Genomic DNA, 15145 nt, shown 5'->3' on the forward strand with positions numbered 1-15145 from the left:
CACGATTCCTCTACATATCCCCAACCCATGACAGACCTCGCTCATATCCGCAATTTCTCCATCGTCGCGCATATCGACCATGGCAAATCCACCCTTGCTGACCGGCTCATCCAAGAGACCGGAACGGTCAAGGATCGCGACATGAAGGAGCAGCTGCTCGACAGCATGGATATCGAGCGGGAACGCGGCATCACCATCAAGGCCAACACGGTTCGCATCGACTATACCGCCGATAATGGCGAGGCATACGTGCTGAACCTGATCGACACCCCCGGCCATGTGGACTTTGCCTATGAGGTCAGCCGGTCCATGCGCGCGGTCGAGGGGTCGCTGCTGGTCGTGGACTCGACCCAAGGGGTCGAGGCGCAGACGCTGGCGAATGTGTATCAGGCCATCGACGCCGATCATGAGATCGTGCCGGTGCTGAACAAGATCGACCTGCCAGCCTCTGATTGTGACCGCGTGGCCGAACAGATCGAGGATGTGATTGGCATCGACGCCACTGACGCCATTCAGGTCAGCGCCAAGACGGGGCAGGGCATCCACGAGACGCTCGAGGCCATCGTCACCCAACTGCCCGCGCCGCAGGGCAATCTGGACGCGCCGCTCAAGGCGATGCTGGTGGATTCGTGGTACGACGCCTATCTGGGCGTGATCGTTCTGGTCCGCATCATGGACGGCACGCTGAAAAAGGGCATGCGGGTCAAGTTCATGTCGAACGGCACCCTGCATCACGTCGACCGCGTCGGCGTGTTCCGGCCCGAGATGGAGATGGTTGAGTCCTTAGGCCCCGGTGAGATCGGGTTTCTGACCGCATCCATCAAACAGGTCCGCGACACCCGCGTCGGCGACACCATCACCAATGATCGCAACGGCACCGAAGTTGCGCTGGACGGCTTCAAACCCGCGCAGCCGGTGGTGTTCTGCGGCCTCTTCCCCGTGGACAGCGCCGAATTCGAAGATCTGCGCGACGCGATTGAGAAACTGGCGCTGAACGACGCCTCGTTCTCGTACGAAATGGAAACCTCGGCCGCGCTGGGGTTTGGCTTCCGCTGCGGTTTCCTGGGCCTTCTGCACCTTGAGGTTATCCGCGACCGCATCGAACGCGAATATAATATCGAACTCATCACAACCGCGCCTTCGGTGATCTATCACGTCTACATGAAAGACGGTGAGATGATCGAGCTGCACAACCCCGCCGACATGCCGGACCTGTCCAAGGTGGACCACCTTGAGGAGCCGCGCATCAAGGCGACTATTCTGGTGCCTGACGAATACCTCGGCGACGTGCTGAAACTCTGTCAGGACCGCCGCGGCATCCAGCTGGACCTGACCTATGCGGGCAGCCGCGCCATGGTCGTCTATGACCTGCCGCTGAACGAGGTCGTCTTCGACTTCTATGACCGCCTGAAATCGGTGACCAAGGGCTATGCCAGCTTCGACTACCAGATGACCGGCTATACCGAGGATAATCTGGTCAAGATGTCGGTGTTGGTGAATGACGAACCCGTCGACGCGCTGTCGACCATGGTTCACCGCGACCGGGCCGAGATGCGGGGCCGGGCGATGTGCGAAAAGCTCAAGGACCTGATCCCGCGCCACATGTTCAAAATCCCGATCCAGGCCGCCATCGGAGGCAAGGTCATCGCCCGCGAGACCCTCTCGGCGCTGCGCAAGGACGTGACCGCGAAGTGCTACGGAGGCGACGCCACACGGAAACGCAAACTGCTGGACAAGCAGAAGGCGGGTAAGAAGAAGATGCGCCAGTTCGGGAAGGTGGATATCCCGCAGGAGGCGTTTATTAGCGCGTTGAAAATGGATAGCTAGGTGCAGCGACCTAACCGGTTGTGTTTTCACAAGAGCTTCGTAGCCTGTACAAAAAGAACTTTTGAAAGAGCAATAAATGGCTGAGTTTGTAGTGGATTGCCCTCGGTGCGGAGCAGTTCTTTCCACCCATGACGTCCATTCTAGTGTGGTGGTCGCGGTTCGTCACAATTGGATGCAAATTGTTGAGATTTCTGGCGTGTGTAGAAGCTGCCACTCCATGAGCGTGAAAATCGTTTCCCGAAGGAGTTCAAACCGCGAGCTGGATAGGTTCTTTGGTGGTGTTCGAAGTCAGAATTTATTGAGTTCTTATGGCGGTTCATTGAATGATATTGTTAAATTTGAACGCAATATCACCCTTCGTGACAGGGTGCAATCTGCTCCACCTGAGCATGTCCCGGAAGAAATTGATACCGTTATTCGCGAAGGAAACGCTTGTCTAGCAACAGAGTGTTGGAATGCAGCGGCCGCGATGTACCGCTTGGCGTTGGACATGGCGACAAAAGCCTTGCTGCCAATCGATGGAGATCCTCCTGCTAGAATTCGTCGTAGTCTTGGTCTTAGAACCCAGTGGCTGTTTGACGAACAGCGGCTGCCTGCTGATCTGCAAGGGCTTGCTGAGTGTATCCAGCAAGACGGCAATGATGGAGCTCATGATGGGACGCTTACGAAGGAAGATGCGCATGATCTTCATGACTTCTGTTTTGAGCTAATGCGCAGACTTTACACTGAACCCAAGCGGGTTGAACTGGCCGAAGCTCGTCGAGCGGCAAGGCGTGAAAACTGAAGTTCCGCCGATCCAAATGGGAATCGGAAATTAAGATTGTGTCCCGCCCGGCGGCACCGCCGGGGCCGCGCCGACCCGCCCCCATGGGGCGGCGCGTTTGCGCCTCCCCTCGGGCCGGCGCTGCCCTCCGCTCCACAATCTGATGTACTGAAGTCCTCAAAATCAATTGGCTCTTGCTGCTTGTTCCTTCAGAATGCGTAAAGCGAAAGCACGAAGAGGCAGTGAGACAGTGATGGCTTCATTGATTTGGAAAATCATTGCCATCGTCCTTGCAGCAGTTTTCCTTTATTTTTCAAGAGTCGTGACGCAAGGCGAGAGTATCTGGCCTACAGCCGCCATCGTATTTCTTGTCAGCTTGGGCATTCTGTTTTCTGAGTTCAGGAAGAAATAGCCAAATCGCTGTTCGTCAAAAGCGAGTGGCACTGTGAACCACCTCACAGCCCCAACCCCATCCTCCTGCTACACTTGACCCAACGGAACCCTCTGCAGGAGGCCCAAATGTCCACATCCATGATCCCCATCATCGCCCTCGGGTCGGCGGGGCTCTATTCCGTGGCCATGATCGCGATGAAGTTCTGGTGGAAAATCCCGGGTGTTGGCCTCGGCCTGTTGATCGTCGCGACGCTACTGGCGGGCGCGACGCTGGAACTCGCTGCTCTGCGCGAGGAGCGGTTGGGCATCATCTACACCGGCATTCTGGGGGCTGAGGTCATCCTGATCGCCGTCGCCTCGTATTTCCTGTTCGGCGAGAATTTCTCGTATCGTGAGGTCCTTGGCATCAGCCTGGTCATCCTCGGCACCGCGCTGGCCTGGGCCTGAGGGCGCGCGTCACCTAACGCCAAGCTGAGCCCGCCGTTAAGTTTCCTTTAGGTAAGTTGTAACCGCCTCTCCCCCTCCCAATCTGTTCGACAAGGCCATTGACGGCCACGATCTGACGGAGGAGAGACCATGACCAGATATATGACTGCCGGAGCGGCCGCTTTGGCCTCGACCCTCGCCCTTGGCAGCGCGGCTGCCGACACCACGCCCGATCTGCGCGGCACCTGGACGGCCAGCCAGACCACCGTGTCGCCGTCAAACGCGGCCACGGGCGATGCGCCTCGGTTCAACCAGTCGGAATGGGTGCTGGAGATCCAGACGCAGCAGGAGAACGTGTTCTGGGGGCCCAGCATGTGGCGGCGCAATGCGATGGATGACTGGACGTTGTATGAGGCGACCGGTTCGATCAGTCAGGACGGCTCGGGCAAGATCGGGATCGTCGAAAGCTCGGCCGAGCCAGCCGTCGGTGTGAACGCGCTGATCGATGCGCGCTATGAGGATGGCAGGATCTATGCGGATTTCCGTAGCCTGCGGACCGGAACGACCTACAGCACCGTTCTGGAACGACAGGTGAACTGAAGCGTTTCCGGCCTGATCGCATGTAGGGGGTACCTGCCGTCCATTCCGGCGGCCTGTAATAGGTAGCTAAGGTCAGGTCGGAACGCTTCTCAGATCAACGGCCCCGAGTCGTTCGATTCGGGGCGGTTTTGGGGTGGATTCGGCTGCGTGACCGTCTGTTTTCAAGTTCGCACCTGCAGCATCGGGTGATTTTTGGGCCTGCGTCCGGTGTTTCGACTTTTCCGGCACCAAGCCTGCGCGGTTGCAAAACTTCTCGATTTATCCACATCGCCCTCCAGCCAGATATCAACAGGTTATCCCCGTCTAATTTCCATGCTGCAGTGCTATTTTCTTGCCGGAAACAGGGCGCAATGTAACAGTCTTATTACCGCAGCACTTCTTCGGATAGGGCGGCGGGGCGCAAGGGCCAAGGTGGCCGGAGCAAGTTGAGCAGATCTTAGGATTTTGTTTAGTTTGCAAAGGTTTGCCAGGCGGTGATCGGTCAGTGTTGGGTGTCCGCCCAGTGGTGAGAGATCAACGTCTTAAACGGTTCAGGCGCGCTGCGGAGGCCTTCGGGTTCAAAGCGGCAGCCGCAGTTTCGCAAGGGGCTGAGGTAACTGGATCGATGCACCCCTCGGGGCAAGTCGGACCGGTAAGGCGTCAGGAGTGTCCGAAAGGATGCATGCAAAGACCGCGTCTGCGCACCTGACGCCTTTTCCTATTCCAGATCAGGGTTCCATACAGGCTACCACAATATCTCCTTAACATGTTGATTGCATTCGATTTACCCCGTCGATTGCAGTCAATGCCCAACATTTTGCCCTACAATTCAATTTTGACGGCAGCCGATGTGGACGCAAATTCGTTCATGCTGGTTTCAAGGCCGCTCCGCGCCTTTTCCATCATTCTAAAGCAGCGCGCCGGTTCCTCAGTTTGAGGATACGCAACCGACAACCAGCAGAAAGCCCCGTTTATTTCCATCCTTGTGGAATGGAATGGTCACCTTTGAAGTAGAGGCCAACGAGCTAGCCACGCTGAGCGCCCCTGCTTAGTATCGCTGCGTAGGTACTTTCCTGATGGTACGAATTGAGCAACGCAATGGATAGCTTGTCGAATTGGGACAACACTGGCTGGGCGAGCAAGAATGGCAAGGCCGTTCACATAAGTGAGGTTGAGCGAGGGTTAGCATGCGATTGCGTCTGCCCGAGTTGCGGTGGGCAGTTGATTGCGAGGAAGGGTAAGCGGCGGATACATCATTTCGCCCACGCTCAGAAAGTCGATTGTACTCGCCTCGGTGAGAGCGCGTTGCACCTTGCATGCAAGGACGTGATTGCTGAGGCACGGGAAATGGTCCTCCCTGAGGTTGTCGTTGCAGACGGGCTACATCAAGGGAGTAGGTGTCATTGGCCACAAGGTCACGATATTGTCGCGGCCTCCAAGCGCGTTCAATTTGACACAGTGGAACTGGAACGAGGTCTGGGACGTATCATTCCTGACGTGACTGCCTCATCCAGTGGTCACACGCTGTGCATCGAAATCCTGGTCACTCACGCGGTTAGTGAAGAAAAAGCGCTGCAGTACGAAGCCATGAAAGTGTCGGCGCTCGAAGTTGATGTATCGGAACTACCGCATGATGCCCCAAAAGAAGAAATCAAACGGCGCGTCATCGAGTGCGGCGAACAGAAGAAATGGCTCTATAACGCAAAGGCTACAAAGCGGCTTGCAGGCTGCACAAGAAAAACCTCTGGTGGTGTAGTTTCTTGTCCGCTTCCGACGAAGGCACTGTTGGACAATTTACCAAGAAACGGATGGAGGTCCGCAGCAAAGCGGCAGGCTTTCCAGGGGAAAGTCTACTGGCTCAACTATTGCCTCTACTGCAAACACGCTCTCTGTTTCGCTGGCGACGACCTTTACTGCGATGCGACGGTTGAAAGCACGAGGCACTACAAGAAATTCCCTGGCGGGTTTTAGGATCGATGCAAAAGCCTAAGGGCAGGTTTCGCCGTTTTCCGCCGTCATTGAACGGTCGGGGATACACTGCTGTCACGGACCACAGGGAGAAAACTGCGATTCCAATCCTGAGCGAGTGACGTGATTAGAAGCGGCTGACTTGTAGTTTTTTTGTCCAACAGGGATTCGGCGGATAGCGAATTCGATTGGAGACCGCCAAGCTCATCCGACGTTATGCCGACAATCTGCAAGAAATCCAAACGTCCATGCGGCGTCTCTGCCGAGGTTAGTTCTGGGTCGCTACAAAAAACGATGGCGGTCTTGTCAGTGGTTGCATCCGCTTTGATTGGGCCTTTCGCATCGATGTAATGACCGGCTTCAAACCACTTTTGAGAATTGTAGACATAGCGGGCAAGGTTCTGCATGAGACTCATTGGCCAATGCGGAACTTCTGTCGCCTCGTTGGGCAGTTCAGAAGCCTCCAACGCAAGACGGAATGTCAGTTCGAAACCCCAACCACTGTATTCTCCGTCTACAGCTTCTTCATCGTAATACAGGTTGGACAGGCCATAAGATACAAAGTGCAAATGATTTGGATCGCGGCGGATGTAGACGCTTATGCCGTCTAGCGGGTCTTGTCCGCCCAACGCAAATCGGTGGGTCGTTCCAAAGTGGAAGTCCGGTTCAGCGCGACCGAAACAGGCGACCAAATGCTCGTCTATAGCATCCCAACCTGGAGAAGAATCCGGCGTAAATCGCGTCTTGTACGTTCTTATGTCCAATTCTCTTGTCCTAACGCCTAAACGAAATCTGACTTTTGCCGCTTCACGGTGCACCGTCAAAAAAGACTCAAACCGGACAAAGCCGCCGGTGCGCCCAACTTGAGGTCCTAGCGAACCATCGAGAGTTCTGCCCACTCGATACCTGTGACCGAAAACTCTCTTCCAAAAAGGTTCAGCTCTTCGTCTGCGCGACCCAAGACAGTCCAAGAGTGCCCGAAGGACTGGGCTAAGGTCATCCCCGTCAAAAAGGCATCTGGCCAACTGGTCTCTGACAAGTCCTTTTCAAGCAAAGCTTTAGTGCCGCCTTTAGGATATTTCTCTAGTTTCGGAGAACCGGCTGAGATGAGACTATTGAGACGAGACACAACCGCCAGAGCGTTCTTCTCAATCTCGGTCTCAAGTACCAGGGAAATTCTTAGTCTCAAATCCTTGCCCCCTATTCGTACTGAGAACGAGCTGTAGCCGATATGCGTTTGGTTGCGCAATGGAGTTTGGGTTTGGGCTATAAACCAGTCATTGCTGTCGCTTGCAGCTTCAGGATTTACCCTCGCCCAGGCTCAACTCATAGTCAGAGTGACGTCCAGGGAACAATTCCTCATACCGAGGGTGTGGAATTCCCAAGACATCGATTTGGAGTTCTTTTTGCTCACCAAAATCGTACTCAAAAAGGACTACATCTGAACATTCGAGCTCGGCACCATCTACAGTGCGCACAGATAATCCGACCCAACGATTAATGGCCGGATCATAGTCAGGTTCAGGTGCGATGTTTGCTCGGAAGTCTCTGAAACCTTCCTCGGCGATGAATACACCCTCGGCGCAACCCATTGGTGGGTCTCCATTCTCTAGGGCCGAAGTTCCGATTAGTTTTTCGTTGCAATAGATGTGGAACATGACAGAGCGTTACCGTGTCGGAATATTGGACGCAAGGGATGGTGGACACTCTAGCCGCACCGCTCCAAGATTTGCGCTACGGCTTATCGCTACCTTCTTTTTCCAGAATTACGCGAACGTTCTCTCCGTCTAAACCAACCCTGCGTAGGATTTCCGCAGCCTTTACAAAATCCCCTCGAACTAGGGTTTGCTGGTATGAGACCATCAATCCACTCACAACAAGGCGCTCATTGACAGTCATCCCTGCATATTGGCTTGTCATTTCAAAGTCCGTCTTGTCTTCGACAGTTGTCCGCTAAGCGGACAAAGCTGCCATCTATATTTTCAAACTCAAAGACCGGCACCTTCGTCGTAGAGATACAGCGTAACTTTTCCCGGTTCGCGTTCTGCCCATTCAATCGCTTCGTGCAGCAGAACCCCTTTCTTACTCTCATAAAGTGGAGCTAAGTCGTTCTGCTCGTCAAAGATATCAGTATCTTCCACGGAATTGTCGTGCTCTACATTTTCAATTACTGCGTTGACGGAACGCCAGCGATACCTTCGTGTCCGATTGTCAATAATATTCCAAATCATATGGGCTTCCAGATACTTACCTGATCCCAAGACTTAACATGGTGACTATGAAGGTAAACCGCATATTGGACCCTAAACGACACCCTAAAATGAAATACCGTCAGGTTGGAGACGTGGCATCGCGCTCAACCCCGCGCCACCACCAACGGCGGGTCCTTCGGAAACGACCGTATATCGAACCACTTGAAGCACGTCCCATCCGCGTTGCGTTTGTCACCCATGAGCAAGTGCGCCCCAGTGGTCCTATGCCGTATCAGCGCCGCCCTGAACGCCTTGAGGTCAATGAGCCACCAGCTCAGGATAGTATGCCCGTCTGGCCCCGCATGGCCGTAGAACATCCAGTCTCCGTGGCCGTTCACTATCTTGGACAGCTCCGTCTCAGCACCTGTCGGTAGCTTGGCCCGGATGGTGAATTGGTGCGGGTATCGGTCGGCGTAACCGTGCCTTCTGACCCTGGCCGCTATACGCATGTCCTTGGCATCCAGCATCAACAAATCCGTGGCTTGGAAGTGGTCCAGCGGATCTGGCGCAGCCTGAAGGATGTGGCTGCCGATGATGCTCTTTATCTCGGGCAAGAACTGGTCGGACCAGTGGCGGTTGACGCTGTAATAGCTCATATCAAATCTCACAAAAGAAAAGGGCGCAGTTAGTCCCGCGCCCGTTGGTGGAGCAACCTCAGTTTGCCACTCGGCTACGCATCAAACCCTGAATTGCTTCAACCCTACGTTCGTCGCCGCGCAACGCGCTATGGCAAATCACCCGGCCCCAGTACACTACCTCGTTCTCATCGCAAATCGACTTCAAACGTGCGAGCAAGTCAAAATCGATTTCGCATGACACATCTTCTTTGTCCTGCCTGGGCGTGAGAGCATAGTTGTCTAGGCCCGTGCTGAGCTTTTCATCATCTCTACGTAGTGCATGGATTTTCAGGGCGACCAGTGCAGTGTCTTCAATATCAAGCTCGCTCATCCGTTCTATGATTTCATCAACCAAGTTGTCAGGGATGGGCTTCTCATTCGTGTCGGTTGGGATTGTTGGAAAGCCCGGCATGTTATCCCCCTTTCATATCTCAGACGCTCAGAAGCCGCAGCGCGTCAATGTTCAGGGTGCGATACTGGTTTTCATCGTGGGCACCCTCTACGCGCAGGGCGATAACGACTTTCACGGCAAGGTCGCGCGGGCCTTCGATGGGCTGTTCCATTATCTCGGATTCAATTTCCACCATCGCGAGATAGGCCGGATCAACGACTTCGCGTTCATAGCCCCGGCCTTTCCCGTTTGTATCGCCTTCTTCGGCCAGTCGCTCATATTCAGCGTGTGCCGTTTCCCAGCGTGAGAACAGCCGCTCAATGGGTGTGGCCTCTGCGATTGCGCCTAGCGCGGTAGGACGGCCTACTTTCCCCGACAAGGATTGAAGCGTGCCCAGAACGTTGTCCAGCACTTGGCCGTCCAAGTCACCAGCAACACCGCCAACCAAATCAAAGTTGGCCTCATCGCTCAGGGCAAACTCAAGCTGCGCCGCCGCACCCTCTGGGGTGCTGGCCGGTGTCCGGCATATCTTCCTTTCAAGTTCCTTGCACTGAACCCAGACAGGGTTGTTGGCTTCAAGGTCGGGCGCATCAGGTGCGAAAACACTCTGGAACCCCGCCTTATGTTCTGCGACCCACGCGATATGCGGGTCTGTGGTGTCCGAGGCTGCGGCTGTTGCGCCGATGGACAGGGCGGCAACAGGGGCGGATTGAATGAGGGTTCGACGGTCAATCATATCGGCTCCTTTCAGGGTGTTTCTGGCTGGCGGGCAAGGTCTTCGAAATGCTCTGTCGCCTGCTGGTTGATGGTACGGATTAGAGCAGCGGTTGGCCCCCAGTCCGCTGGGATACCTTCCCACGTTAGCGCGTCCAGTGCTTTCGCTAGGCCTTTCAGGGTCAATGCGTCGGTTACGATTTCGTCCTTGGCCTTAGGCACAGTTCCACGGTTCGCGCTGGCGCGTTGTTCAGTCATTGCTGTTTCCTCCGATTTAGTATTAATACTAAAAGTATCAGCATAGGGGTATATAGGTGTCAATACTAAAAGTATCAATAGAGCAGGTCAAAGCCGCGAGAGCCTTATTGCAGTGGTCACAAACTGACTTGGCCAATGCGTCCAGAATCTCGGTTCCTACTATCAAGAGGCTGGAGGCGTCATCCGGAGAAATTGGGGGGCGACAAGAGACAGTAGAGGCAATACGAACCACATTGGAAGCACAAGGCATTCAGTTCCTTGACGAGGGCGACAAAGCAAGCGGGGTTGGGGTGGTTTTGGTGAAGAAAGGTGGTCGGTGATGACGGCAACCGCTTTACCTGCCTTGGCGCTACTGCTGGCGGCAAGCCACCTGCATGCTCAAGAGACTTTTCCGTCCTTTCCACAAAACACATCGCCAGAATGCGCTGTGGTTTGGACACCGAATGAAGCCACCCAATTGACGGTCCAATGCAGGCCGGGCGTCGAGCTCGTTGTGGCAAGCGACAAGGGTTCAATTGGAGTTGGGGTGAAGTCCAACGGAAAACTCTCGTTGGTCAATGGAATGGTTGAGCCGGTCAAAGACGTTCCAGAACACATTGCTCGCTTTGTTTCTTGGTTGAAGCACTGCGACCAATTCAGCGAATGCGAAATAGATTCGAGCGCCGCAGATGCAACTGATACCTTCCTGCAGGCGGACCTGACTAAAGGATCTTGGCGATTTCAATTATCGAGCTCTAGTTTGAGACCCCCTCCTGGTCCGGTTTACTATTTTCTAAGTGTTCCGAACGCAGTTATCGCAGTTCGAACAACAGGCAACGAGGCGCTTCTGAACGAAAGCATAACTGTGCTCCCATTCATCATAGTCAAAGACTTGAGTTGAGGCATTGGGCGCATGGGTGAACATGCATTCGGCGCGCCCTTGGACTGCCCTCGCGTAAGAAAACCAAAAGACAGGTTTTAAAGTGACGTTTCAGTTCCCACCCCGCCTGATGCAGGCGAAGGCAGCCGCCCATTACCTTGGAGTATCTGCCTCGAAGCTTCGAACTTTGGATATTCCCGTGAAGGTATCTGGCGCGAACAGATTGTACGACATCCGCGACCTCGACGCGTATGCAGACCGGTTGCCTTACCTAGATGAAGATGATGACGCATGCGCAAGCGCAGACGCAGCTTGGGGAGGGCCGCGAAAACCACTGCCATGGCCCAAACGGAGATAGCCTGATTGCTCGTATTCATAGACGAAACCGGCGACCCTGGCTTTAAGTTGGACGAATAAGCGGCTGTTTCGGCTCCCTTCGGTCTTGAACTCAAAGGTTCCACGCCGGTCTGTCACGCCAGTCATCGGGAAATCCCATTGCCAGTCTGTCGTCATCTTGAACCTCATCAACTAACGACTTTAGGCGCTCAGGGAACGAACTGTCTGTCGCCTGGTTGTGCAGCATCTGCTGCAAGACAGCCATGGTGTTATAAATTCGGTTCGAGAGTTGCTTTTGGCCGTCATTTACCTCAACGACGAGGTCACTTCTAAACCGCCTAATATTGGGAATCCGTTTGACGAAGCGCCTGTTCCACAAGCGCGAATGATGGGCGCATACATTTCTAACCAACGAAAGCACTTGAAGAACACCCTCCGTAGCCTCACGCGTTGGAAGTCCCAGTTCTCTACCTATCTCGGACTTAATGCTTTGGTCGTTCGTTGCTTGGAACCACTTGCTTAGCTCCCCGAGACTCATGAGCTCCGTTACCGACCAAAGCGGCGGCGAGTATGGCTCTGTGTATTTGTTTTTGTAATGGTGAATGAATACTTCATCGGACCTATCCACGGCCCTGGCGAGCCTTGCCAATTGTTCAGGATGGAAAGTCCCCCCTTTAAACAAAAGATGGTTCAGATGGGCGTGTGGCCCGTGGGCATGGGACATGTGATAGGTCCAGCGCGACCGCAGGTTAATTTCAATCCGCTCAATAGCTTCAAGCAACAGCAACCGAAGTTTGCGGTCAAAAACATAGAGGTCACGAACTCTTTCAAACGTTGTCCCGTCCAAAAAAAGTTTGCTCCGGGCGCGCCCGCCTTCGGGAGGGTGCTCAAATGGCAACCAGTAAGCACTTAGGCGGTAATAGCCCACCGTCTCAAGCCATCTGCTCACTTCGGATCGGTCGCTGATTGTCATGCCGCGCTGCACTAGAAGGCGCGTTTGTTCTTCGACAGTTGAAGGGGCTTTGTTAAATCTCAAATCAATCCGTGGCCTAAAAATAAGTAACCCCCCGGTATTGAGCTCAACCTTGCGGTTGGTCGCCTGGGGGGTGTTGTTAATAAAAATATATGAACTGGTCGGGTTACTATCAAGTTAAAAGTGGGCGCTTATCAAAACAATAAATGAGTAGTGTTCTCAGCTAAGCCTTCTTTTACTGCTTTCCAAGCTTCTTTAGTGCATCTGCTGCACTCTTTGCTGACGCGTAGGCGGTCTGTTCATCGGATCGACGGTGAATGCCACCCGAGATATCAAAAAAGAACGGCTTATAGGCGGCTCTTTGCACTTCTCAACCAGATCCCCGAGTTGGTCTTGGTCAATGCGCACGGCTCGACCTATGCGAACCAAGAAACCATGTTCCTCGGCGGCGGCGCGTAGCGATCCCTTTGGCACGTTCAGCAGTTTGCTTGCCTGTTCGATGGTCAGTAGTTTGGTCATCGGCTTGAGCCCTCAAGTGAGTCCGTAGACTGCAACTGACAACACAACCCGAAAAACAGCAACGATTCCCCGGCGAGGGGAATGCCTGAAATCGACGGTAGGGGCCTGCTAAACTCGCTAAAACCGCTAAACAGAAAAACTCAGTTTCGACGGTTACCCCCTGCTACATCTGCTACATCCGCTACACGGGATTGGTTCCAACCTCCTAATTAGGGGGACGAGTATTGGAACAACTTGTTCCGAAACCTGCCGTTGCCATGTCCGAAGATTGTCGGCGCGCGCCGACATTTGCCAAGAGTCTGCACGCACAGACGGTTGGGGTTTCTTGGTGGAACTGGCAGTTCCGGCTAGACAACCCCCAATGGGGGACGTGCTAATTGCGGGATTTTCCGTAATTGAGGCCATCCACCAACGGCGGGGCACGTATGAGCATGCGCAAATTTGCGCACCCCCATTTTAAGATGCGCAACCGCCTGTATTCATGCGAGAACCTGCGGAAAGGTGATTGAGTGTCACCTTTTACGACTGGGCCGTAATAACCGGCTGAGAATTAAGCCCGCTAAACACCGAACACCGTTCGCAGTTTAACCCGCCAAAATAGGCGGCGTATGAGGCGCTGCATCCAGAGACCATTAATGGGGCAACGGGCAAAGGTCGCTCTAAGCTTGGCCAAGTTGGCCACTCCTGCCGCCGCAAGGGTATCGTTAATACCGACACCCCCACAGAGGCGATATGCGGACCACAGGGCGGCAAACAGGCTGTCTGACGCATGGTCGCATCCGAACCGCTAATTGTGCCTGACGGGCCTATTTGGGGCCTGTGGGCTTCCTGCAAATTTGCAGTGTGCTGATTGCCGCGAAATTCTGTGGGAAAGGTCATGACGCCCCCAGCTATGGGGCGGATGGGGAGGAACGAAACGTTCTCCCTCGGCGGGATCTGGGTACGCCCCCCAATGGGGGATGAACATAGGTGCGGGAAACGCGCACCCCGGACAGCAAGCGATAGGACGCCCCAAGTTTGGGTTCACCTATATGTGAGGGTGCACAATTCGTTCACCCCGTCTCAAGGGGCCCTAAATCAGGGCCCCATGGACCGCCTCAAAAAAGCAGTGCGGGTATCACGCACCCTGCTACCGGATCGGGCGAGTTGCTTTCCTGCATTGAGGAAAGGCGAAGCTGGCAGAATCACCCTTTAGGCGGATAGCTTCCAAGGCATTCAACTTGGAGAATTTCTATGGCAGATAAATGGGCCTACATAAAATGTATCAACAAAGACGACAGATATAGTCCCCATGAAGCGATTACCCACGTTGGTGGTTTTGGCAACAAACAGTGGAAGCTGACCCAAAAAGACGCCATCGGTAAAATCGAACGTGGGGAATGGGATTTTTACGTGAGCGTCGATGGCGACAAAGTAAAGGTGGTTGTTGCGACCAGCCGATACGGAAACAAGTACCTTAAGACGGAAGCGGACGGGGATCTTCCAAACAACCTTCTGAGCCTTCCTGAGTGCCCCTGATTTGGGCCATCGGTGACTTGTAGCCGTTGGGCTCAAGTGCCCATGAAAGTGCTTGCTGAGCGGCGAACAGCTCAGCCCTATCATTCGCATCCGGGCTTTCTCGAAGTGCGGATGATATTTTGTCGAGTTCGCGTTGAATGAAACTCATTTGAATACTCCGTTAGCTTTGGTGGATGATATCGAAGCGCGTCTTTTCCGCGCTGCCATCTTGCGACAACCTTCCTTGCAATACTGAGCGTCGATCCTTTTCCACTCGGGCATGAGTTCGCCACAGTATGCGCAGTGCCAGCCTCGGGAATAGTTCTGTGCCAGCTTGTTGGCCCGCTCAGCGATCCGGGTTGAGTTCTGCCACGGGTAGTGGGTGAAGCCCATACGGACATGCGGCGGGTTCAGTTCCTCTACCCAGATTGTGCTGTTGTCCCTGTCCGTCATTTATCCTGTTACCTTAGCCGGGAACTGCCTTTGATATTGCTGGGCTTTCCGGTTTAACTCCCCTCGGCCCAGCTCCCCTTTTTATGGCGTCCGAAAACTCATGCTCCGACCTGTTCAAGTTCACGTGCCAGAGCCATCAGGCGCTTGCGTTCCGCCCATGCTGCTACATTGGCCTCAGAGATACGTTTGCGGCCTTCTGCGGTCCTTGCGCCGGTCGATAGTCCGCCGTGCAGGCGACAGCGGATCTTGCCCGGTACGGGTGCTTCCATGCACACGCCGTCTCGGGTGTTAGCTCCACAGACTTTGGTTTCACTCGACAT

18 protein-coding genes are annotated in these 15145 nt (G+C 54.4%); 8 read left to right on the plus strand and 10 right to left on the minus strand.

Annotation, left to right across the window (positions count from 1 at the left end):
- Window positions 1-27 precede the first annotated feature (27 nt).
- The 6 genes from lepA to ACR0AC_RS14615 all read left to right on the plus strand — a co-directional run bounded on the left by lepA (window position 28) and on the right by ACR0AC_RS14615 (window position 5959).
- The gene (gene lepA, locus ACR0AC_RS14590; protein ID WP_170454113.1) at window positions 28-1827 is read left to right on the plus strand and encodes a translation elongation factor 4; all 1800 of its coding nucleotides are present in this window, start codon (window positions 28-30) and stop codon (window positions 1825-1827) included.
- Between the two features lie 76 nt (window positions 1828-1903).
- Window positions 1904-2611 carry a DUF4145 domain-containing protein gene (locus ACR0AC_RS14595; protein WP_480874326.1) on the plus strand — a complete coding sequence of 236 codons (708 nt, stop codon included), beginning with the start codon at window positions 1904-1906 and terminating at the stop codon, window positions 2609-2611.
- Window positions 2612-2843: 232 nt separating this feature from the next.
- Entirely contained in the window at window positions 2844-3002 is a 159-nt protein-coding gene (locus ACR0AC_RS14600; protein WP_480874328.1) for a hypothetical protein, read from the plus strand.
- A 107-nt stretch (window positions 3003-3109) separates the two neighbouring features.
- Window positions 3110-3430 (plus strand): hypothetical protein, encoded by a 321-nt coding sequence (locus tag ACR0AC_RS14605; protein WP_480874331.1) that lies wholly within the window; start codon window positions 3110-3112, stop codon window positions 3428-3430.
- A 129-nt stretch (window positions 3431-3559) separates the two neighbouring features.
- Window positions 3560-4009, plus strand: coding sequence for a hypothetical protein (locus ACR0AC_RS14610; protein ID WP_170736980.1), 450 nt, complete (start codon window positions 3560-3562; stop codon window positions 4007-4009).
- A gap of 1077 nt (window positions 4010-5086) precedes the next feature.
- A complete protein-coding gene (locus ACR0AC_RS14615) occupies window positions 5087-5959 on the plus strand; it encodes a competence protein CoiA family protein (RefSeq protein WP_480874335.1) in 873 nt (290 codons plus the stop codon).
- 44 nt (window positions 5960-6003) lie between these two features.
- On the opposite strand, the gene ACR0AC_RS14620 is transcribed toward ACR0AC_RS14615, so the two are convergent.
- From ACR0AC_RS14620 to ACR0AC_RS14650, 7 genes are all read right to left on the minus strand, one after another.
- On the minus strand, window positions 6004-6720 hold the full coding sequence (locus ACR0AC_RS14620) for a suppressor of fused domain protein (protein ID WP_480874337.1): 717 nt from the start codon (window positions 6718-6720) through the stop codon (window positions 6004-6006).
- Between the two features lie 534 nt (window positions 6721-7254).
- Window positions 7255-7614: a hypothetical protein gene (locus tag ACR0AC_RS14625; protein WP_480874340.1), complete on the minus strand. Its 360-nt coding sequence runs from the start codon at window positions 7612-7614 to the stop codon at window positions 7255-7257.
- A gap of 330 nt (window positions 7615-7944) precedes the next feature.
- Window positions 7945-8187 (minus strand): hypothetical protein, encoded by a 243-nt coding sequence (locus tag ACR0AC_RS14630; RefSeq protein WP_480874343.1) that lies wholly within the window; start codon window positions 8185-8187, stop codon window positions 7945-7947.
- A 125-nt stretch (window positions 8188-8312) separates the two neighbouring features.
- Complete coding sequence (locus ACR0AC_RS14635; protein WP_480874345.1) at window positions 8313-8804, minus strand: hypothetical protein; 492 nt, start codon at window positions 8802-8804, stop codon at window positions 8313-8315.
- A gap of 58 nt (window positions 8805-8862) precedes the next feature.
- Window positions 8863-9237 carry a hypothetical protein gene (locus ACR0AC_RS14640; RefSeq protein ID WP_480874347.1) on the minus strand — a complete coding sequence of 125 codons (375 nt, stop codon included), beginning with the start codon at window positions 9235-9237 and terminating at the stop codon, window positions 8863-8865.
- A 19-nt stretch (window positions 9238-9256) separates the two neighbouring features.
- Window positions 9257-9952, minus strand: coding sequence for a hypothetical protein (locus ACR0AC_RS14645; protein WP_480874349.1), 696 nt, complete (start codon window positions 9950-9952; stop codon window positions 9257-9259).
- An 11-nt stretch (window positions 9953-9963) separates the two neighbouring features.
- Window positions 9964-10188, minus strand: coding sequence for a hypothetical protein (locus tag ACR0AC_RS14650; RefSeq protein ID WP_480874350.1), 225 nt, complete (start codon window positions 10186-10188; stop codon window positions 9964-9966).
- A gap of 319 nt (window positions 10189-10507) precedes the next feature.
- Here ACR0AC_RS14650 and ACR0AC_RS14655 point away from each other — a divergent pair, with 319 nt between their 5' ends.
- Window positions 10508-11068, plus strand: coding sequence for a hypothetical protein (locus ACR0AC_RS14655; protein ID WP_480874351.1), 561 nt, complete (start codon window positions 10508-10510; stop codon window positions 11066-11068).
- A 427-nt stretch (window positions 11069-11495) separates the two neighbouring features.
- Here the strand turns inward: ACR0AC_RS14655 and ACR0AC_RS14660 are convergent, their stop codons facing one another.
- Complete coding sequence (locus ACR0AC_RS14660) at window positions 11496-12356, minus strand: Abi family protein (protein ID WP_480874354.1); 861 nt, start codon at window positions 12354-12356, stop codon at window positions 11496-11498.
- A gap of 255 nt (window positions 12357-12611) precedes the next feature.
- A complete protein-coding gene (locus ACR0AC_RS14665; RefSeq protein ID WP_480874357.1) occupies window positions 12612-12875 on the minus strand; it encodes a helix-turn-helix domain-containing protein in 264 nt (87 codons plus the stop codon).
- A gap of 1233 nt (window positions 12876-14108) precedes the next feature.
- Between ACR0AC_RS14665 and ACR0AC_RS14670 the strand changes: the two genes are divergently transcribed.
- On the plus strand, window positions 14109-14393 hold the full coding sequence (locus tag ACR0AC_RS14670) for a DUF3892 domain-containing protein (protein WP_480874359.1): 285 nt from the start codon (window positions 14109-14111) through the stop codon (window positions 14391-14393).
- A 530-nt stretch (window positions 14394-14923) separates the two neighbouring features.
- On the opposite strand, the gene ACR0AC_RS14675 is transcribed toward ACR0AC_RS14670, so the two are convergent.
- Entirely contained in the window at window positions 14924-15145 is a 222-nt protein-coding gene (locus ACR0AC_RS14675) for an HGGxSTG domain-containing protein (RefSeq protein ID WP_480874362.1), read from the minus strand.

The organism is Ruegeria sp. H7 (genome assembly GCF_056532945.1).

What these genes read in the sequence shown, in the direction of transcription:
- ACR0AC_RS14675 (WP_480874362.1), bottom strand. Translation starts at nt 15,145, where the DNA reads ATGTCGAGTGAAACCAAAGTCTGTGGAGCTAACACCCGAGACGGCGTG.
- ACR0AC_RS14665 (WP_480874357.1), bottom strand. Translation starts at nt 12,875, where the DNA reads ATGACCAAACTACTGACCATCGAACAGGCAAGCAAACTGCTGAACGTG.
- ACR0AC_RS14655 (WP_480874351.1), top strand. Translation starts at nt 10,508, where the DNA reads ATGACGGCAACCGCTTTACCTGCCTTGGCGCTACTGCTGGCGGCAAGC.
- ACR0AC_RS14635 (WP_480874345.1), bottom strand. Translation starts at nt 8,804, where the DNA reads ATGAGCTATTACAGCGTCAACCGCCACTGGTCCGACCAGTTCTTGCCC.
- ACR0AC_RS14640 (WP_480874347.1), bottom strand. Translation starts at nt 9,237, where the DNA reads ATGCCGGGCTTTCCAACAATCCCAACCGACACGAATGAGAAGCCCATC.
- ACR0AC_RS14615 (WP_480874335.1), top strand. Translation starts at nt 5,087, where the DNA reads ATGGATAGCTTGTCGAATTGGGACAACACTGGCTGGGCGAGCAAGAAT.
- lepA (WP_170454113.1), top strand. Translation starts at nt 28, where the DNA reads ATGACAGACCTCGCTCATATCCGCAATTTCTCCATCGTCGCGCATATC.
- ACR0AC_RS14600 (WP_480874328.1), top strand. Translation starts at nt 2,844, where the DNA reads ATGGCTTCATTGATTTGGAAAATCATTGCCATCGTCCTTGCAGCAGTT.
- ACR0AC_RS14660 (WP_480874354.1), bottom strand. Translation starts at nt 12,356, where the DNA reads ATGACAATCAGCGACCGATCCGAAGTGAGCAGATGGCTTGAGACGGTG.
- ACR0AC_RS14625 (WP_480874340.1), bottom strand. Translation starts at nt 7,614, where the DNA reads ATGTTCCACATCTATTGCAACGAAAAACTAATCGGAACTTCGGCCCTA.
- ACR0AC_RS14670 (WP_480874359.1), top strand. Translation starts at nt 14,109, where the DNA reads ATGGCAGATAAATGGGCCTACATAAAATGTATCAACAAAGACGACAGA.
- ACR0AC_RS14630 (WP_480874343.1), bottom strand. Translation starts at nt 8,187, where the DNA reads ATGATTTGGAATATTATTGACAATCGGACACGAAGGTATCGCTGGCGT.
- ACR0AC_RS14650 (WP_480874350.1), bottom strand. Translation starts at nt 10,188, where the DNA reads ATGACTGAACAACGCGCCAGCGCGAACCGTGGAACTGTGCCTAAGGCC.
- ACR0AC_RS14610 (WP_170736980.1), top strand. Translation starts at nt 3,560, where the DNA reads ATGACCAGATATATGACTGCCGGAGCGGCCGCTTTGGCCTCGACCCTC.
- ACR0AC_RS14595 (WP_480874326.1), top strand. Translation starts at nt 1,904, where the DNA reads ATGGCTGAGTTTGTAGTGGATTGCCCTCGGTGCGGAGCAGTTCTTTCC.
- ACR0AC_RS14645 (WP_480874349.1), bottom strand. Translation starts at nt 9,952, where the DNA reads ATGATTGACCGTCGAACCCTCATTCAATCCGCCCCTGTTGCCGCCCTG.
- ACR0AC_RS14605 (WP_480874331.1), top strand. Translation starts at nt 3,110, where the DNA reads ATGTCCACATCCATGATCCCCATCATCGCCCTCGGGTCGGCGGGGCTC.